Raw genomic sequence first — 20062 nt, forward strand, 5'->3', positions numbered from 1 at the left:
CGCAACGCATGCGGAATGTTGTAAGCCGCCGACCCACCCAACTGATCCACCAACCACAACCGCTCCTGCGCGAACGAGGGCGTCCCGTCGCCGCTGCCGGGGACGATGCGGCGGGGCTGGGTGTAGCCCTCGGCGGCGAGCAGCTTGCGCAGGGCGGCGGCGCGGTTGGCGGAGTTCAGCACGGCGGATCCTCAGGGTGCGTGGGTGGACGGGCCGGGGGTCAGGCGAAGGAGGACCGGTCGACCGAGCTGACGTTGACGAGGATGCGGCCGCCGGGCCGTCGCCGGGCCTCCTGGATCACGCCCGCGAGCTGGTAGCCGGTCTCCAGCGCGACGCGCCGGCCCTCGGTGCGCTCGAACAGCTGGGCGGCCCGGGCGGCCTCGTCGGCGCTGAACTGCGCGGTGCGCAGCGCACCGGCCTGGTGGAAGGCGGCGACCGGGGCGGCCACGATGGTCGAGCCGAGCCCGCCGATGTACGCCGAGCCGAGCAGCCGCTCCAGGCCGTAGGTGACCAGCTTCGGGTAGTGGTCCTGCTCGTCGATGGAGTAGTGGCCGAGGACGCCCTTGCTGACGATCGGGCAGAGTTCCGACTCGGCGCACAGCACCTCGGTGTCGGCGGTCCCGTCGACGCGGGCGGCCAGGTACGGCGCGGCGATGCCCAGCAGGTTCGCGCCCCCACCGCAGCTGCCGACGACCACGTCCGGCTGCTCGTCGCCGAGTTCGGCGCGGGCCTCCACCCCGGTCATGGTCTGCGGCAGGATGAAGTAGTTGTAGACGCTGCCGAAGATGTACGCCGAGTCGCCGCGCTGCCTGGTGTAGGTCACCGCCTCGTTGGCCGACAGGACCAGCGGGTCGTACTCGTCGTCGTCCCCGCCGACCACGATCACCTCGGCCCCGGCGCGGCGCATCAGCTCCTCCCGGTCCGGGCGCGCGTCCGCGCTGCGCTTGTCCAGGAAGCACACCACGTGGACGCCGAACCGCTGCCCGGCCAGGGCCAGCGCGAGCCCCCAGTTGCCGGTGGTCTCGGTCGTGATGGTGCGCACCCCGTCCCGGGCGCAGTGGTACGCGATCCACAGCGCGCTGTTCATCTTGTGGTTGCCGGAGGCGGTGCGGCCCTCGTCCTTGACGAGGATCCGGCTGCCCCCGCCGATCGCCTCCGCGAAGCGGCGCGCCTCGAAGATCGGCGTCGGCCGGTACTCGGCGAAGACCTCCCGCAGGTCCTCCGGTACGGGCAGTTCCGCCCGGGTGTCCAGCTCCATCGCGGCCAGCGACGGCGGCAGCACCTCGACGAGCCGGTCCAGGCTCACCGGCGCCCCGGTAACCGGGTCGAGCACCCGGTCGGGGAACTGGTGGTAGAGGTTGAAGACGGTCTTGGCGATCACAGGAGGGCGCCTTTCTGCGGTGGGTGCGGGAGGACGGGGGTCAGCTGCCCGGGCTCAGGAGGAGTTCGGCGACGGTCTGCCGCCGCAGGGCCGGTTCCGTCCACGGCAGGGGGTGGTAGCGGCCGTCCCGCCACAGTGGGACCTGGTCGAGGAAGTGCGGGGCGCCGACCACCCCGGAGACTCCGCACGGGAACGCCCAGAGCGAGGCGTCGGGCGTGGCGAGGTCGACGATCAGGCGGAACGAGACGCTCGCGCGCGGCGGCGCGGCGAAGTCGCCCCGGCACACGGTGTCGTCCGCGCCCGGCATCGGCTCCGGCTCGGGCAGCAGGCCGGGCGGCAGCAGCCGGGACAGCCCGTGCTCGGCGGCGACGCGGTGCCGCCTGCCCCACTCCCAGGTGCGTGGGTCCTCGCCCTGCGCGGCGCGGATCGCCGCCAGCGACCGGTCGAGGCAGGCGGCCAGGTCGTGGGGCGGGCAGCCCCGGGCGTGGGCGGCGACGAGCTGCCAGCCCCATTCGGTCAGCCACGCCTTGCTCGTCACGAACAGCTCGGCGACCTCCGGTCCGGCCGGCTCCACCGCCGCGCGGGCCAGCTCCATCAGCCAGTACGCGAAGATCAGCGGTTCGGCGGCGTCGGGGTGGACGAACCGGTCCCACTCGCGCAGCGCGCCCAGCGTCGGCTCCTCCCCGACGTCGGCGTCGGCGAGCCGGGCGAGCAGGTCGTCGAGGATCTCGTCGGCCAGCGCGGAGCGGACGTCGAGCTGGATTCCGGCCATCCGCGCCCGGTCGGCGGGGCCGGCGGCGAGCAGCGCCCGGATGCGGTCGGCCCGCAGCGGCACCTCCCAGTGGCCGGGCTCGGTCGGGTCGCCGCAGCGGTCGTTGGCCGCGACCACCGCGCCGTCGGCGCGGCTGACGTGGAACCGGTCCTCGCTGATGAGCGCCTCGGCCTCGGCGACGCGCCAGCCGCGCAGCGGCCCGCCCGCCGCGTCGGCGAGGCGGACGCCGGTCTGCACCACCGCGACCGTGCCGGAGGTGTCGGCGCAGACGACCGACTGCGGCACCGACCGCCAGCCGCCCAGCGCGGCGCACAGGTCGTCCACCGTCTTGGCGCCCGCCGCGGCGGCCAGCACGGGCTGCGAGTACGGCTCGGCCCAGGCGGCCGAGTCGACGGCGAGGTCGTAGGTCCACCGGCCGTCGGGGCTCGGCACGTCCAGCCCGAGCAGGCGGCCGTGCTCGGTGCGGGCGCAGACGACGGTGTCGGTGCCGAAGCCGCGTACCTCGACGGGCCGCCGCTCGCGGGTCACCGGCACCGGACCGCCAGCGCGCTGCACGGTGCCGCCGTCGGGCGAGAGTCGCTCGACGACGATGCGGGTGGTCAGCGCGGGCGCGAAGGTGGTGGCCCAGCCGACGTGCCCGTTGTGGCCGAAGAAGACGTCCGGCAGGCCGGGACGGGTGGCCCCGACGACATCGCCGTCCGGCCCGCACAGCCGCACCGGATACCAGTGGCCGGGCAGCCGCGCGTCCAGGTGCGGGTCGCCGCAGAGCAGCGGCGCGGCGTCGGGGCGGGGCACCGCCCAGGCGTTCGATCCCCAGCCGGCCGACGCGAGCAGCCCGCCGGTCTGCCGGCCGATCGCGGCGAGCAGCCGGGCCGGGGTCGGCCCGTCGTCGACGACCGGCGCCGCCTCGACCGCCGCGCGGACCAGGTCGAGCAGCCAGTCGTGCTGGAGGGCGAAGCCCAGCGCCACCATCATCGCCGCCGCTCGCAGGTGCGCCTGCGGGCCGTCCAGCTCCGGCGGCTGGGTGCCGAGGAAGCGGTGCTCCGCGGTCAGCGGGACCACGGCCCGGCCGGCGCGGGTGCCCTCGGCGTACCAGTCGAACACCTGCCGGACGTCGGCCGGGGCGCGGTCGACCACCGCCTGCGCGAGGTCGGCCACCCCGAGGCGGGTGAAGAGGGCGTCCGACAGGAGCGCGCCCGGGCCGAGCAGTTCGGCGAGGCGCCCCAGCGCGGTCCGCGCGTCGAGGTCCATCTGCCAGCCGCGCTCGGCGCTGTGCAGGAAGCCCTGGGCGCGGTACAGGTCGGCGCGGCTGCGCGCGACGACCGTCGGCACCCCCGCCGCGTCGGTGCGGATCTCGACCGGGGCGTCGAAGCCGGCGACCGAGATCCGGCCGGACAGCTGCCGCGACGGGTAGGTCTCCGGCGTCATCGTCGTCACCGCCCGTCCGGCTCGCCGGCGATGGCGGCGGCCTCGTCGTCGGACATCTCCAGGACCTGCACCACGATGGCCGCCCGGCGGCGGATGTCCGCCGCGTCCGGGCGGGCCAGCAGGACGTCGCTGCACCCGGCGATGGTGGGATGGGCGAAGAAGAGGTCGATGGTGACGTCCGCGTCGAGGTACTCGCGCAGCCGGGAGGCGACCTGCGTGACGGTGAGCGAGTGACCGCCGCTCTCGAAGACGTTCGCGTCGACACCGAGCGTGGGGACGCCGATCAGCTCCGACCAGATCGCCACGAGCACCCGGTCCAGGTCGTGCCGGGGTGGCGCCGTGCCGAGCGCGGGTCCGGCCGCGACCCGGACGAGGGCCGCCCGGTCCACCTTCCCGTTGGCCGCCAGCGGGATCCGGTCGACCACCTGGACCACCGCCGGCAGCCACGCCTCGGGCAGCCGGGCGGTGAGGTGCTCCCGCAGGTCGGCCACGCCGGCCGAGGCCACCGCGAACGCCAGCAGGCGCGCCCGGCCGCCCGCCGCGTCGACCACGACGGCCGCCTGGCGGACCGCCGGGTGGGCGGCCAGCTCCCGCTCGACCTCCCGCGGCTCGACCCGGTGTCCCCGGATCTTCACCTGGTCGTCCAGCCGGCCCCGGAAGCGGACCAGGCCGTCGGGACCCAGCGCCACCAGGTCACCGGTGCGGTACTCCCGGCCCCCGCCGGCGACCGGGCGGAACCGGTCGGCGGTGAGCCGTGGGTCGCCCAGGTAGCCGCGCGCGACGTGCGCCCCGGAGACCCGCAGCTCGCCGGGGGCGCCGACGGCAGCGGGTCCGTGCGCGGTGACGACGCGGGCGACGGTGTGCGGCAGCGGCCGGCCGACGGGCAGCGCGTCGCCGAGGGTGGCCGCCGGCTGGCCGGCGGCGAAGACGCCGACGGTGGTCTCGGTCGGGCCGTAGTGGTTGAGGACCGTCAGGTCCGGCCGCTGGTCGCGGATGCGCCGCAGCAGCTCCGCCGAGGCCACCTCGCCGCCGAGCACGAGGGTGCGCCTCGGCAGGCACCGGATGTCGCCGACCAACAGCGCCTCCAGGTGCGTCGGGGTGATCTTCAGGACGTCGACCCGCTGCCCGGCCACCGTGTCCGCGAACGCGACGGGGTCGAGCTGGGCGGCCTCGGGAACGGCCACGATCGTGGCGCCCTGCGCGAGGGCGGGGAAGACGGTGGTGTATCCCAGGTCGGCGGTGGGCGCCGCCGGGCTGGCCACCCGGGTGCCGGGGGGCATCGGCAGCACCGCCGCGATCGACTCGGCGTACGCGCAGAGGTTGCGGTGCTCGACGCCGACGAGCTTCGGCTCGCCCGTCGACCCGGAGGTGGCGATGGCGTAGGCGAGCGCGGACGGCAGCGCCCGGTTCGGCGCGGACGGCCCGGCCGGTTGCGGCGTGAGGTCGGCGTCGCCCAGCACGTCCGGGCCGCCCGCCAGGCGCAGCAGCCGGTCCCGGCGGTGCGGGGGCATGCGCCCGTCGAGCGGCAGGAAACCGTGGCCGGCGGTCATGATGCCGAGCGCCCCGACGATCCAGGTGCTCAGCCGGCCGGCGGCCAGGCCGGTCAGGCCGTCCGGGGTCGCGGTGGTCAGCCGGCCGGCCAGCCCGTCGGCCGCGCGCACCAGCTCGGCGTACGTGAGGCTGCGGTCGCCGTCGACGACCGCGACCGCGTCCGGTCGCTCGTCGGCCGTCCGGCGGATCCGGTGCACGACGGTGTCCTCGACCGGTGCGGTGCCACGGGCGCCGCGCAGCGCGGCCCCGATCCACTCCTGCTCTTCCGGTCCGACCAGCTGCCAGGTCGTCGGCGGGCGGGGGTCGCCGGCGGCGAGCGCCCGCAGCGCCGCCCGCAACCGCAGGTCCCACCAGCGCAGCTGCGCGCCGGAGAAGAGCCCCGTCTCGTGGCGCAGCTCGACGCGGTCCGTCTCGACGGTGAGCAGCACGGAGCACGGGCCGGGGTCGTCGCCGACGGTCGTGATGCGGGCGCCGGGCAGGCGGGTGCGCAGCTCCTCGGAGGGCGCGACGCTGACGCCGTACCAGGGTCGGGGGTCGACCGCGGCGGCGACCTGGTCGCGGGCGACGAGGAAGGGGTCGTCGTCGAGGAGCTGCTGCGCCGCGTCGCGGGCGGCGCGCACGCGCTCGACCAGCGACCGGGCGTCCTCGGCGTCGGCGGCGACCTCGACGGGGACGAGCAGGTCGAGGCGGCCCACGACGGTGGCGAGCTGCGGGAGGGGCCGGCCGCCGAGCACCCGGCCGACGCCGGGCCGCACGTCGGGGTGGTGCCCGGCGAGCACGCCGAGCGCGGCGGCGAGCACGTCGTCCGGTGCTGCGTCGAGGGCCGTCGCCGCGGCCCGCAGGGCGTCGACGGTCTCGGCCGGCAGCTCGGCCCGCTGGTACGCGCGCCCGACCGGGCCGCCGCGCTCGCGCATCCGTTCCGGGACGGCGGTGGAGGCTTCGCGGCGGGTGACCCGGCGCTCGTTCCAGTCGTGCACGTCGAACCAGCCCAGCTCGGCCTCCTCGGCCGGGCGGCCGTGCAGGGCGGCGTCGAGCTGTTCGGCCAGCAGGCAGAGGGACCGGCTGTCGACGGTCGCGGTCGGCACCCGGAACCGGACTGTCACGCCCCGCGAACCGGTGGTCACCGTGGCGTCGGGGGCGGCGTCGTCATCGGCGATGCGCTGCACCGGCAGCAGCACGCCCGGCACGATCTCGAGGGTGGTGGCGAGGGCCTCGTGCCGCCACAGCAGGTCGCGGACGACCTCGTCGGCGTCGGGCGGGGGCGTCCCCGGCAGCGTCAGCTCGACGTCGACGCCGCCGCCGAGCAGGGTCTCGCCGAGGGCGGCCCACAGTGCCCACTGCGCGGGCGCCAGGGGGTGCAGGTCGAACTCGCGGGTCATCGGGTCCCTCCCGTCGGCTGCTCCCCCACACCGGCCATGGCGACCAGCACCCGGCGCGGCCCCTGGAAGCTGTCGCGGCCGTGCGTCATGGCGAGGTTGTCGACCAGCAGCACGTCGTCCTCCCGCCACGGGAACCGCCACGTGTGCGCGGCGAAGGCCCGCTGCACGTGGGCGAGGTCGGCGTCGGGGATCGGCTGCCCGTCGCCGAAGTAGGCGTTGCGGGGCAGCCGGTCGCCGAAGCTACGGTGCAGCTCGGCGCGCATGGCCGCGGGCAGGGCGGCCGGGTGGAACAGCTGGGCCTGGTTGAACCACAGTCGCTGCCCGGTGACCGGATGGGTGACGACGCCCTGTGCCCGCTGGCGGGTGCGCAGCACGCCGCCGTCGAACCACGCCGTCTCGATGCCGGCCGCCGCCGCGGCCGCCTCGGCCTCGTCGCGGTCGTCGGTCTGGAACACCTCGCTCCACGGCAGGTCGAGGTGCGGGTGGTACCACCGTTCGTACAGGACGCCCTGCTCGGCGAAGCGGGCCGCGAGCTCCCCGGGCAGGGCGGACAGCACGGCGGCGGCCGAGGCCAGCGGCGTCTCGCCACCGCTGGCGGCGGCGACCTCGCAGCGGAACCCCAGCACGAGCGGCCACCGCGTGGTGTACGCCTGTTCGCCGTGCTGCGGGATCACCTGGTCGGCCGGGTACTCCGTCGAGGTGAACACGTTGCCCTCGACCCGGCTGCGCGGCGTCGACCGGTTGGAGTAGTCGAGCAGCTCGCTGTCGGCGACGAGCCGCACCGCGATCGGGAAGCCCTCCCGCGTGCCGGCCATCCCCCGGATGAGGACCGCGCCGTACTCGTGCAGCAGGCCGGTCACCCGGTCGCGGGTCGAGGCGATCCAGGTGGCGAGGTCGACCGCGGGCAGGCGGGCCTCGAAGACCGGCAGGGGCGGGGCGGCACCGGGCTCGGGCAGGCTCAGCGCCACCGGGTCGACCCTGCCGCGCGCGCCCCGGCGCCGGCGGCTGCCGGCACGCGGGAGCAGGTCGGCGTCGCTCAGCTCGGTCATGGCAGCTCCTCCGTACTCGTGGCGCAGCTCGTCGAGGACCGCCTCGACGGTGCGGTCGGCCCGGGGCACGGCCCGGTGCAGGCGCGTCAGGGCGGCGGTGAAGCCGTCGACGAACCTGGCGTCCAGCACGCCCGGGCGGTGCGTGACGTGCAGGCCCAGCCCGTCGGCCCGCTGGAAGAACCCGACGCGCAGGTCGTGGCGCGCGACGTGGTTGTCCACCGGGACCGGCGCCACGCTCAGCTCGCGCAGCCGGGGCATCTCCTGCTCGCCGTACGTGGCGAGCCAGAGCCCGAATCCGCCGGCCCGGGCCGTCGCGCGGTCGCCGACGAGATCCTCCGGTTGCAGGTGCTTGGCCGCCTGGGCCAGCCCGGACTCGGTGCGCAGCTCGGCGAGCAGTTCCCCGAAGGTGGTGACGCCGCGCAGCGAGGCGCGCAGCAACAGGGTGGTGGCGAAGTAGCCGACGGCGTCCCAGTCCGCCGCGGTGTCCCGGCCGAAGTCCGGCATCCCGACGAGGCTCTCCGGCGGTCCGCCGGCGGCGCGTACCGCCAGCGCCAGCAGGCCCAGCTCCAGGACCTGCGTGGTCACGCCCAGCTCCCGGCGCGAGCGTTCCCAGGCCGCCCGCTCGTCGGTGCTGAAGAGCACCGTCTGGCTGGCGCCCACCCAGGGTCGGCCGCCGCCGCCCCCGGCCGGGAGGCGGTCGTCGGCGGCGGCGGTCCGCAGCAGGGCCTCCCGCCGCCGGGCGCGCCCGTCGGGGTCGGCGCGGACGAGCTGCGCGCGCCGGGCCACGACGGCGGCGACGTCACCGGCCGGCGCGGGCGGCGGCGACCAGTCCGGGTCGGCCAGCCCGTCGTACGTGGACAGCGTCTCGTGCCCGACGATCCGGATGGACTCGTCGTCGGCGACGAGGTGGTGCACCACGAGGACGGCCACGTGCTCGGTGGCGCGGCGGCGCAGCAGCACCGCCCGGAACAGCGGCGGCGTGAGGATGTCGAACGGCCGCCCGGCCGCCTCCTCGATCATCTGGGCCACGACCGCGTCGGACGCGCCCACCGGGACGTCCACCACGCGGAGGTCGAGCGTCGCCTCGGGCCAGGTGTGCAGCAGCGGCAGCGACTCGTCGGCCGCGCTGCGCAGCGCCGGGTGACGGCGGACCACGTGCCGCAGGGCGGCGGCGAACCGGTCGGCGTCCAGTGGTCCGGTCAGCCGGAACACCGCGCTGATGTGGTACGCCGGCGACGGCCCGTGGCGGCGGGTGTACATCCACAGCCGCAGCTCGGAATCGGTCAGCGGCCGGCTGGTGGGCTCCGCCCGGGCCTGCGTGACCGGCGCGTCCGCGGTCGTGTCGAGCAGGAGCGCCTGGAGCACCTGCTGGTCGTCGTCTCCCCAGCCCGGTACGCCCAGCCGCCCGGACTCGACCAACGGGACGGCCCGCAGCGCGACCGGCCGCATGGCCTCGCCGAGGGACTGTGCCAGGGCCCCGGCCTCCATGGCGGCGAAGCGGGTGCCCTCCGCGCCGTAGAGGGTGCGGTAGGGGGTGTGGTCGGCGACGAGGAAGACCGCGAACGGGCTGCGGGCGAAGACCGGCCGGTAGACGAACGGGTCGAAGCCGTCACCGGAGACGGCCGCGTCGGGGGCGACGCGGACGAGGTCCCCGGCGACCGGGTCGAGGGCGTACAGGCCGCGGTCGAGCGGGCCGGCGGGCGCGGGCAGCCAGAGGTGGACCCGGACGGCGGCGATCCCGCCCGGCGTCAGGTAGGAGCGGGTGGGCCGGTGCGGGCTGTCCCCCTCGTCGCGCAACCGGGGCAGCGCCACGGCGAGCAGCCGGCCGACCGGGTCGTCGCGGTCGACGGCCAACCCCGCCAGGGGGATCCGCACCGCGTCCGGCGGCACCGGTGGCCGGCGGTCGATCCCGGCCCGGAACCGTTCGCGCTCGGCGGCGTCGGTCAGCGCCCGCTGTTCGACACCGGCCCGACCGAACCGCTGCCCGGAGCGCAGCCGGACGACGACGTCGTGCTCGAACAGCTCGGCCACCGTCGCCGCCGTGGGCGTCCGCAGCACCTCCTCCAGCGGCGGCCGGAAGTCGAGGTCGCGTTCGAGTGCCCCGCTGAGCCGGACGATGTGGATCGAGTCCATGCCGGCCAGGAGCAGGTCGTCGTGCAGCCCGAGGCCCGGCGACGCGGTGTGTCCACGGACGACGTCCAGGACGTGGCGTGCGACGGGTCCGGGCCCGGTGGGCCCGGTCGCGGGGTCGTCCGGGGTCCGCGGCGCCGCCCCGGCCTCGGCGGCGGCCAGCTCACGTACCGCCGCCCGGTCGATCTTGCCGTTGTGCGTGGCGGGCAACTGCGGGCGGACCAGGATGCGCGACGGCACCATGTACGGCGGCAGGACCGCGGCGAGGTCGTCGCGCAGCGCGTCCACGGAGACCGTGTCGTCGGCCACGACGACGCTGACCAGGCGGCGGTGGCCGTCGCGCGGGCCGACCGCCTCGGTGACGGCGGCGCGGACGCCGGGGCGACGCAGCAGCGCGGCGTCGATCTCGGCGAGTTCGATCCGGTGCCCCTGGATCTTCACCTGGCCGTCGACGCGGCCGAGGAACTCCAGGATCCCGTCGGCGTGCCGGCGGACGTGGTCGCCGGTGCGGTACACCCGCCCGTCGGCGCCGACGGGAAACGCCGCCTCGGTCAGCGCGGGCGCGTTCCAGTAGCCGTCGGCCACGCCGCGTCCGCCGATGACGAGTTCGCCCACGGCGCCGACCGGCCGTTCCCGGCCGGCCCAGTCCACCACGGTGAGCGTCTGGTTGGTCAGCGGGAAGCCGTACGGGATGCTGGTCCAGCCGGGTTCGACCGCGCCCACCTCGTAGCTGACCGACCAGATGGCGGCCTCGGTGGCGCCGCCGAGGCTGATTACCCGCGCGGCGGGCGCGATGCGGCGGATCCGCTCGGGCAGGTCCAACGGGATCCAGTCGCCGCTGAGCAGCACCAGCCGCAGGTCGGGCAGGACGGCGCCGCGCCGTTCGGCCTCGGTGGCCAGCAGGTCCATCAGGGCCGGCACCGAGTTCCACACGCTGATCCGCTGCTCGCGCAGCTGGGCGAGCCACCGGACGGGGTCCTTCGCGGCGTGGCCGGGCGCGGTGGTCACCAGGGTGCCGCCCGCGGCGAGGGTGCCCAGCACGTCCCACACCGACAGGTCGAAGCCGACCGAGGAGAGGCCGAGCACCCGGTCCGACGCGTCGACCCCGAAGCGTTCGTTGACGTCCAGGACGGTGTTGACCACCGCGTCGTGGCGCAGTCGTACGCCCTTCGGGTCGCCGGTCGAGCCGGAGGTGAAGATGACGTACGCGAGGTCGCCGCCGGAGGGCCCGGCGAGGCGGGGCTCCCCCGCGCCGACACCGCCCGGGTGCGCCACGGCCACCGACGGGGCGGCGTCGACCGGCACCGGCGACCACGGCCCGACCGGGACGTCCCCGTCGGCGACGACGAGGCGCACCTCGCCGAGTTCCAGCAACCGGCGGACCCGCTCGGCCGGCAGCACCCGGTCGACGGGCAGGTACGCGCAGCCCGCGCCGAGGACGCCGAGCAGCGCGGCGACCTGCCGCCAGCCGCGCTCGACGTGCACCGCGACGAGCCCCGCGGCGTCCTGGCCGCGCAACCGGGCGGCGAGGTCCCGGCTCGCCGCGAGCAGTCGCGCGTACGTGATCTCCTGCCCGGCCTCGACGACGGCGACGGCGTCGGGGCGGCGTTCGGCCGACCGGACGAACAGGTCCCACAGCGACAGCTCGGGCACCGGCGCCTCGCGCTGGGTGCCCCGGCGCAGCGTGGCCACGCCGGCGGGGCTGGCCGCCGGGTTGACCGCCCGCCACACGTCGTCGTCCCCGAGGCGGGACAGCAGGTCGACGAAGCACCGGAACAGCTCGTCCAACGAGTCCCCCGGGAACACCCGCTCGTCGGCGTCCCACCAGAGGTTGAGGCCGTCGCCGGATTCCGACGCCTGGCAGTCCAGCGTCACCTGCGGGGTCTGCGAGATGGCGTAGACGACCTCGCCGAGCGCCCCGAGCCGGGTCCGGAAGTCGTCGTCTCCCGACTGCACGTAGGTGAAGACGACCGGCATCTCGGCCGCGCCACGGGCGCGTTGCAGCTCCCGCAGGATGCGTACGCCGCTGAGGGCGCGATGCTCCAGGCACTCCCACATGCGCCGCTGCACGGCCGCGCCGAACTCGGCGAAGCTGGCCCCGGTGCCCAGGTCGACGTCGACGAGGGTGTTGTTGGTGAACGAGCCGACCACGCGGTCGACGTGCGGGTGGACCGGTTCGCGGTTGAACTGGGTGAGGTTGACGGTGAACCGGGGCGACGCGGCCCAGACGCCGAGTGCCTCGGTGAACGCGGCGAGCGTCACGGCGGCCGGGCTCAGCCCGCGCGCGCGGCCGGCGGCGACGACGGCCGACCACGTGTCGCCGGGCAGGAACGTCTCGACGCGGCGGAACGCCGGTGGTCCGCTCCGCTCGCCGAGGGGCAGGTCGGGGGCGGGTGGCAGCTCCCGGACCCGGTCGCGCCAGTACGCCTCGGCCCGGGCCAGGTCCGCACCGCCGGAGCGGGTGGCCAGCACGTAGTCGCGGAAGGTCAGGTCGATCGGCGGCAGCTCCGCCGCCGGGTCGGCGTACCAGGTGAGCAGTTCCCGGGCGAGGATCTGGAAGCTCTGCGCGTCGGCGATCAGGATGTCGACGCTGAGGTTGATCCGCCAGCGGCGCTCGGAGGTGCGGGTGACCCGCACGTCGAACAGCGGCCACCGGTCGGCCGGTAGCAGCTGGTGTGACATCTCGCGGCGGATCCGCTCCAGTGTCGCCTCCCGGTCGGCGGCCTGGCGCAGGTCGACGAGGGGGATCTCGTGGCGCAGCTCCTCGGCGGGCAGGCAGCGCTGCCGGCCGTCGCCGTCGAAGACCGACCGCAGCGCCGGGTGCCGGCGGATCAGCTGCTGGAACGCGCCGGTGAACCGGTCCACGTCGAGGTCCTCGACGTCGAGTTCGAGGTAGCCGTGGCAGGCCACGCCGTCGACCGCCCGGCCCAGCCAGTACGCCCGTTGCAGGTCGAGCATGGGAAACGGCGCGCTCTGCTCGGCGGGGTCGGCCGGGCGGACCGCCGGCGGCGCCGGTGCCGCGTGCTCGGCGCGGGCGCCGAGCGAGCCCAGCAGCTTGCGGCGCAGTTCGGCCCGCCGTTGGTCCACGGATGCGTCGCTCATGCGGTCCTCGGTTCGTCTCGGGCCGGCCCTGCGGCGGCGTCCAACGCGGCCAGCTGGCGCTCCACCTCCTCGTCGGAGAGCGAGTCCAGGTAGGTCTCCAGCGACTCCCGCAGCCAGTGCGCCTGCGCGTCGACCGTGGGGCGCTCGATGATCGCGCTCAGCGGCATCGGGAAGGAGAAGATCCGCCGCAGCCGGGCCACCAGTTGCATGGCCAGCAGCGAGTTGCCGCCCAGGGCGAAGTAGTCGTCGTCCACGCCGACCTCGGCCAGGCCGAGCACGTCGGCCCAGATCCCGGCGACCGCGACGGAGACCGGGTCGTCGGGCGCACGGTAGGTGTGCGCGGGCAGCGGCCGGCGGCGGCGCGTCGTCGGCGTCGGCTCCGGCGACGCCGACGTCAGCGACACCACGTCGGTGGCGCGGGCCTGCCGCAGCAGCAGCGCCGGGTCGGCGGCCGTGACGGCCAGGACGGGCCAGCCCGCCGCCAGCGCGGACAGGGCCGCCGGGGCCGCCTCGCGCGGGTGCAGGGCGTGCTCCAGCATGGACCGGCGCCAGTCGGCCAGGGCGCCCATGCGGCCCAGGTCGGCGGCCTGGCCGACCTCCCGCCACGCTCCCCAGTCGACGGTGGTCACCCGGGCGTCGCCGAACCAGTCCGCGCGGGGCACCACGTCGAGGAAGGCGTTGGCGGCGGCGTGGTCGACCTGGCCCAGCGTGCCGAGGACCGCGTCGAGCGCGGAACAGAGCAGGACCTGGCGCACCGGGACGCCGCGCAGCGCCCGGGCCAGGGCGGGCGTGCCGTGGACCTTGGGGGCCAGGACGGCGGCCCAGTCGTCGCGCCGGCGCAGGCTCATCAGGCCGCCGGCCGGCACGCCGGCCGCGTGCACGACCGTCCGCAGCGGAGCGCCCAGCGTGCCGGCGCGTTCCACGGCCTGCCGCAGTGCCGTCTCGTCGGCGACGTCGGCGGCCAGGGGCAGCACCTGCGCGCCCTGCGCCCGCATCCGTTCCACGGCGGCCCGCACGGGCGCCGAGTCGGGCATGCCCCGGCGGCCGAGCAGGGCGACGTGCCGCACCCCTCGGGCCACCATCTCCTCGGCCACGGCCAGCCCGATGCCGCCGAAGCCGCCGGTGATGAGCACCGCCCCGTCGAGGTCCGCCTCGCCGGCGGCGGGGAGCGGGACCGGGTGCCACCGGCGCAGCCAGCGGTGCCGGCCGCGCAGGGCCACCACCTCCTCCCGGTCGGCGGCGTCGCCGTCGGCGCACAGGAGCTCGGCGACCACCGCCTCGGCGGTCTCCGGACCGGCGTCGGCGGGCACGTCGAGGACCAGGGTGGACAGGTGGGCGTACTCGCGGCCGGCGACCACGACCGGACCGACCGCGAGGGCGGCGTGGGCGTCGGCACGCTCGGCGCCGGTGACGTCGGCCAGGTCGCGCAGGACGGCGACCAGCCGCAGCGGCCCGGTCGCGCCGCGGGGCTCACGGGCGCCGAGTTCGACGGCGACCTCCATCGGGCGGGCGAAGGCCAGCTCGACGCGGTCCCGCTCGGGGTGGGGCCGCCCGTCGGCGGGGTGCGCGGTGGCGGACGCCCAGAAGTAGACGACCCCGGACAGGTCGGCCGCCGGGAGCGCCGTCCGCCAGTCGGTCTCCTCGTCCAGGCCGACTCGGCGTACCCGCGCCCCGCGGCCGGCGAGCACCTCGGCGGTACGGGCGGCGAGCGGTGAGCCGTCGTCGAGGACGACCCAGGTGCCGGTCGCCGGTGCGACCGGGCGCACCGGGTCGGGCTGCCGTTCCCAGCGGGGCGCGTACGCGATCGACCCGGTGCGGGCCGTCGGGGCGGGGGCGGGAGCGGCCGCGGGCAGGACGTGTTCCTCGCCGGAGAACGGGGTGGGCGGCAGGGCGGGGCGTCGCCCACCGGCCGGCGCGGCGACCGGCCGGCGCACCGGCACGCCGTGCTCCCACAGCCGCCCGAGCAGGCGGACGAACGTCTCGACCGCCGGGGTGGGGTCCCGGTGGTGCGGGACGCAGCTGTGCACCGCCTCCGGGTCGACGAGCGCGTCGGCCCGCAGGTACGGCGTCAGCGTGCCGGCCGGTCCGATCTCCAGCACGACGTCGGCCCCCTCGCACATGGCCCGGGCCATGTCGGCGAAGCGCACGGTCTCGCGCATGTGCCGTCCCCAGTACGACGGCTGCGTCACCTCGCCCGGGCGTACGGGGCGGCCGGTGGTGGCCGAGAAGTAGGCGACGGTGGGTTCGGCGACGGTGAGGTCGCGGGCGAACTCGGTCAGCCGGGCGGCGGCGTCGTCGACCTGCCGGGAATGGGCGGCGGTGGCGACCCGCACGCGCCGTGCCCGCACGCCGGTGGCGCTCAGGTGGTCGGCGAGGCGCTCGATGGGCTTCTCCTCGCCGGAGAGCACGCAGTTGCCGGCCGAGTTGACCACCGCGACGCAGACGTCGAAGTCGCGGGCGAGGCGCTCGGCCTCGTCCGGGCCGACGTCGACGGAGACCATCCGGCCGGGCGGGGCCGCCTCGAACAGCTCCGAGCGGCGCCGGATCATCCGTGCCGCCTGGGGCACGGTCAGCACCCCGGCGGCGCAGGCGGCGGCGTACTCGCCCACGCTGTGCCCACCGATCGCCGCGGGGGTCACGCCGTGGGCGCGCAGCAGCGCGACGGTCGCGGACTGCAGGGCGAACAGCAGGGGCAGGGACACGGTGGGCCGTTCGAGGCGGTCCTCGTCGACCCCGGCGGCCTCGTCCGGGCCGAGCAGCGGGTGACCGGTCGCGGCGAACGCGGCGGCGACCTCGTCGTACGCGGCGCGGAACGCCGGCTCGACGAGCAGCTGGCGGACCGCCTCGGCCGGGTAGCGGGCGGCCCCGGTGAAGCAGAACGCGACCCGGGGCGACGCGGAGGCGACCCGGCCGGCGTCGGCGGCCAGTTCGGCGCGTACCTCGTCGAGGGTGGTGGCCACGACGGCGTGGCGGACGCCCCACTGCGGGCGGGCCTGCAGGGTGGCGGCCAGGGCGTCGACGTCCACCGCGGCGTCGCGGGCGAGGTGCCGGGCCAGCCGGGTACGCAGCTCGGCGAGCGCGGCGTGGCTGCCGGCGGAGAGCGGCAGGATCCGGGGTTGCGCGGCGCCGACGGGCCGGGGGCGTGCGGGGGCGGGGGCCTCGGCCAGGATCAGGTGGGCGTTCGTGCCGCCGAGCCCGAACGAGCTGACCCCGGCGTAGCGGGGGCGAGCGGTGCGGGGCCAGTCGACGGTCTCGACCGCGACGGCGAACCGGCCGGTGTCCAGGCGCAGCGCCGGGTTGACCGGCGCGGCGTGCAGGCTGGCGGGGATGGCCTGCGCCTCCAGGGCCAGCACGGTCTTGATCAGGCCCGCCAGTCCGGCGGCCACGTCGAGGTGGCCGATGTTGCCCTTGACCGAGCCGAGCCAGCAGCGGTCGGCCGGGTCGGCGGAGCGGGGCATCGCCGTCATCAGCCCGGCGACCTCGATCGGGTCGCCGAGCGGGGTGCCCGTGCCGTGCGCCTCCACGTAGGAGATGTCGGCCGGCGACAACCCGCTCAGGGAGAGCGCCTCGGCGATCACCGCCGCCTGGCCGTGCACCGCCGGGGCGGCGTAGCTCATCTTCTGGGAGCCGTCGTTGCCGACGGCGGTGGCACAGATGACCGCCCGGATCGGGTCACCGTCGCGCTCGGCGTCCGCCAGGCGCTTGAGGACGACGGCCGCGACGCCGCTGCCGGGCACGGTGCCCGCGGCGTCGGCCGAGAACGGCCGGCAGTGCCCGTCGGGCGAGAGGATGCCGCCCTCGACGTAGTGGTAGCCGCGCCGCTGCGGGAAGGCCACCGCCGACGCGCCGGCCAGCGCGATGTCGCACTCCCCCGACAGCAGGCTCTGGCAGGCCAGGTGCACCGCCACCAGCGAGGTCGAGCAGGCGCTGCTGACGGCGGTGGCCGGGCCGCGGGTGTCCAGGTGGTACGCGGTGCGGGTGGCGACGTGGTCCTTGTCGTTGCCGACCACCAGCGGGTACTGGCCGATCGAGTCCAGCGCGTCGGAGCCCCACACGTGCGACAGCAGGTACGAAGGGAAGGAGGCGCCGGCGAAGACGCCGGTCACGGTCCCGGCGGGGTCGATGCCGGCGTTGTCGAACGCCTCGGTGGCCACCTCGAGGAACTGGCGCTGCTGCGGGTCCGTGACCTGCGCCTCGCGGGCGGAGAACCCGAACCGGGCGGCGTCGAAGCGGGTGGCGCCGGCCAGCAGGCCCCCGGCCGGTACGTGCACCGCGCCGGAGCCCAGGCGGCGCATCGCGTCGGGCAGGTCGACCTCGTCGGGTGGGAAGGTCTCCAGCGACTCGACCCCGGTCATCAGGTTGTGCCAGAACTCGGCCTCCGTCGACGCGCCGGGGCACCGGATGGCCAGCCCGACGATGGCGATCTCCATCCCGAGCCCGCTCATCGGCGCGTCTCCCGGCGGCGGCGCAGTTCCTCGGTGCCGGCGCGGCGGCGGGCCGCCCGGTCGGCGCCGCCGGGCGCGGGCGCGGCCGGGCCGCTCAGGTGGGCGGCCATCGCGCGGATCGTCGGATGCTCGAACATGGTCGCCACGGCGATCTCCCGACCGAACACCTCCTGCAACTGGGTGACCACCTTGACCAGCGCGAACGACGTTCCCCCGAGGTCGAAGAAGCGCACGTCGAGCGGCGGTTCGGGCAGCTGGAGCACCTCGGCCCAGACCGCGCGCACGGCGGCCTCCCCGGGCGTGGCCGGACCGTCCGGCCCGCCGGCGGGGACCGGCGCGTCGACCAGCGGCAGCCTCCGCAGGGCCGCGTCGTCGACCTTGCCGTTGACCGTCAGGGGCAGCGCGGGCAGCCGGACGACGTGACGCGGGAGCATGTAGTCGGGCAGGAGTTCGGCCAGCCGGCTGCGCAGCCGGCCGTGCTCGGCGTCGCCGGTGACGACGTAGGCGGCGAGCGCGGCGTCCCCGGCGACGGTGGTCAGGCGCACCGCGGCGTCGGTGGCGCCGGCGGCGCGCAGCGCCGCCTCGACCTCTCCCGGTTCGATGCGGAAGCCGTGCAGCGAGATCTGGCCGTCGCGCCGCCCGGCGTACCGCAGCCCGTGCCCGGCGCTGCGCACGCCGACGTCACCGGAGAGGTACATCCGCGACCCGGGAGGCCCGAACGGGTCGGGCACGAACCGTTGCGCGGTCTCGCGGGGCGCGCCCGCGTAGCCACGGGCGACGCCCACCCCGCCGATCGCGATCTGCCCGGCGGCGAGGTCGGGCACCGGCCGCAGGTGCTCGTCGAGGACGTGGATCCGGACGCCGGGCAGCGGGTGGCCGATCGGCACGCCGGACAGGCCCCGCTCGGAGCCGTCGTAGCGCCACACGGTGCAGCCCACGACGGTCTCCGTCGGCCCGTACTCGTTGAAGATCGCGCATTCGGGGTGCCGGTCCCGCCAGGCCTCCGCCACGTCGACGGTGAGTTCCTCGCCGCCGACGACCACCGCGCCGACGCGGGTGCCCGCCGGCAGCAGCCGGGTCAGCAGCGTCAGGTGCGAGGGGGTGAGTTTGAGCATCGCCACGTCACCGGAGGCGAGCGCCGAGGCCGTCTCGTCCAGCGGGCGGTGCGGCGCGACCAGGCGAACGGTCCGCCCGGCGGCCAGCGGGGCCAGCATCGAGGTCACCGTGAGGTCGAAGGCGGCCGAGGTGAAGCTGACGACGTCGCCGCCGGCCCGCAGGTAGGTGGCCGCGGCGAAGTCGAGATAGGAGTCCAGGCCCGCCCGGGTGACCATCACGCCCTTCGGCGCGCCCGTGGAGCCGGAGGTGAACAGCACGTAGGCGAGGTCGTCGCCGGTCGCCGGGTCCGCCGGGGCCGCCGGCACGCCCGGCTGCTCGACGTCGGCCAGGGCGAGGCGACGGCCCGGAACCTCCTGGTGGTCGACGTCGTCGCCGGTCAGCAGCAGCTCCACCCCCGCCTGCCGGACCATGCCGGCCAGCCGCCGGCCGGGCAGTGCCGGGTTCAGCGGCACGTAGGCGCCGCCGCAGCGCAGCACGCCCAGCATGGCCAGCACGGTGCGCGGCGACTCGGTGGCCAGGATGCCGACGCGGCTGTCCGGCCGCACGCCCGCCCGGTGCAGGTGGGCCGCGACGGTGTCGACCCGCCGGAGGAGGTCGGCGTAGGTGACGTGTGCGACGCCGTCGGTCAGGGCCATCGCGTCCGGCGTACGCCGGGCGTGCGCGCTGATCCGGTCCCAGAACCGCTCCGGCGTCCGCTCCGGGGCCTCGGCGACCGGGTGGCCGGGGTCCGTCCCGCACAGCACCGACTCGACCGCGGCCAGCATGGCGAGGGCGTCGTCGCCGAAGACCCGGCTGTCGTCGAACCACAGGCCGAGCTGGCCGGTGTCGGCGCCGATCCCGGCGACCAGGGTGAGGGTGGCGCCGACCGGCTCCGGCACCGGCACGGCGACGACGACGTCGAGGCCCGCGCGGGTCACCCGGCGCTCGGCGGGGCTGGCCGCGAAGCCGATGCCCGGCCGGACGGTGGGCGGCCAGGCGGGCCCGCCCGCCGCGTGGCGCAGCCAACGCCCTGCCGCCGTCGCGGTGCCGGCCAGTGCACCGGCCCGGTCGCCGGCCCACACGCGCCAGGGCGTGGCGTGGCCGAGCAGGTCGGCCGGCACGGGCGGGTGGCGGCCGTCGACGGCCACCGCCAGCGGCAGGCCCGGCGTGCCGGTGTACGCCTCGGCCAGGAGCCGCCAGGCGGCGAGGAGCACGGCGTCCACGTCCACCCCGTGCCGGGCGGCCAGGGCGTGCGCCGACGCGACGGCGGCGGGCGACAGGTCCCGGGTGACCCACTCGGGGGTGGCCGGTCCGGTCGTCGTGCGCGCCACGAGCAGCCGGGCGTCGGCGGGTCCCTCGACCGGGACCGGCCGCGGTGCCCGTTCGACGAGCATCCGCTGCCAGTTCATGTACTTCAGGCACGGCTCGACGGCCGGTGGGGTGCTCGGCTCGCCAAGCAGCCGCGCGACGATGGCGTCCTGCAGGGCCCGGGCGGTGACCACGTCGGCGACCAGCGCCGGCAGCCGGACGGTGACGGACCACTCGTCGGCCGCGACCTGCTGGTAGCGCACCCGGGCGCCCTCGGCGTCGTCGGCGTCGAGGGCCACGGCCGAGCCGGCCGTCGGGGACAGCTCCTCGCGCAGCCGGCTCGGGCCGAGCCGCAGCAGCGGCCCGCGTCCGCCGGCGTCCACGACGCTCGCGCCGCCGAGCGGCCAGTCGGCCAGGGACGC

The 20062-nt window shown here is 76.7% G+C and carries 7 protein-coding genes; all 7 read right to left on the bottom strand.

Features of this window, described 5'->3' with window-relative positions:
* Positions 1–182 (bottom strand): hypothetical protein (locus ACSNN9_RS22255; protein WP_436675201.1); only part of this gene is annotated, 182 nt, incomplete at its 3' end.
* 38 nt (positions 183–220) lie between these two features.
* On the bottom strand, positions 221–1381 hold the full coding sequence (locus tag ACSNN9_RS22260; protein WP_436675202.1) for a pyridoxal-phosphate dependent enzyme: 1161 nt from the start codon (positions 1379–1381) through the stop codon (positions 221–223).
* Positions 1382–1421: 40 nt separating this feature from the next.
* Positions 1422–3581, bottom strand: a complete 2160-nt coding sequence (locus ACSNN9_RS22265; RefSeq protein ID WP_436675203.1) for a penicillin acylase family protein — start codon at positions 3579–3581, stop codon at positions 1422–1424.
* Positions 3582–3586: 5 nt separating this feature from the next.
* On the bottom strand, positions 3587–6511 hold the full coding sequence (locus ACSNN9_RS22270; RefSeq protein WP_436675204.1) for an AMP-binding protein: 2925 nt from the start codon (positions 6509–6511) through the stop codon (positions 3587–3589).
* The gene (locus ACSNN9_RS22275; RefSeq protein ID WP_436675205.1) at positions 6508–12792 is read right to left on the bottom strand and encodes an amino acid adenylation domain-containing protein; all 6285 of its coding nucleotides are present in this window, start codon (positions 12790–12792) and stop codon (positions 6508–6510) included. The genes ACSNN9_RS22270 and ACSNN9_RS22275 overlap by 4 nt, the downstream gene beginning before the upstream one ends.
* Entirely contained in the window at positions 12789–17237 is a 4449-nt protein-coding gene (locus ACSNN9_RS22280; RefSeq protein ID WP_436675206.1) for an SDR family NAD(P)-dependent oxidoreductase, read from the bottom strand. The genes ACSNN9_RS22275 and ACSNN9_RS22280 overlap by 4 nt, the downstream gene beginning before the upstream one ends.
* On the bottom strand, positions 17234–20062 hold a 2829-nt coding region (locus ACSNN9_RS22285), incomplete at its 5' end, for an amino acid adenylation domain-containing protein (RefSeq protein ID WP_436675207.1). The genes ACSNN9_RS22285 and ACSNN9_RS22280, both read right to left, overlap by 4 nt.

Source organism: Micromonospora sp. URMC 107 (assembly GCF_051386315.1).
GTDB lineage: Bacteria > Actinomycetota > Actinomycetes > Mycobacteriales > Micromonosporaceae > Micromonospora.

What these genes read in the sequence shown, in the direction of transcription:
- ACSNN9_RS22275 (WP_436675205.1), bottom strand. Translation starts at nt 12,792, where the DNA reads ATGAGCGACGCATCCGTGGACCAACGGCGGGCCGAACTGCGCCGCAAG.
- ACSNN9_RS22265 (WP_436675203.1), bottom strand. Translation starts at nt 3,581, where the DNA reads ATGACGCCGGAGACCTACCCGTCGCGGCAGCTGTCCGGCCGGATCTCG.
- ACSNN9_RS22270 (WP_436675204.1), bottom strand. Translation starts at nt 6,511, where the DNA reads ATGACCCGCGAGTTCGACCTGCACCCCCTGGCGCCCGCGCAGTGGGCA.
- ACSNN9_RS22280 (WP_436675206.1), bottom strand. Translation starts at nt 17,237, where the DNA reads ATGAGCGGGCTCGGGATGGAGATCGCCATCGTCGGGCTGGCCATCCGG.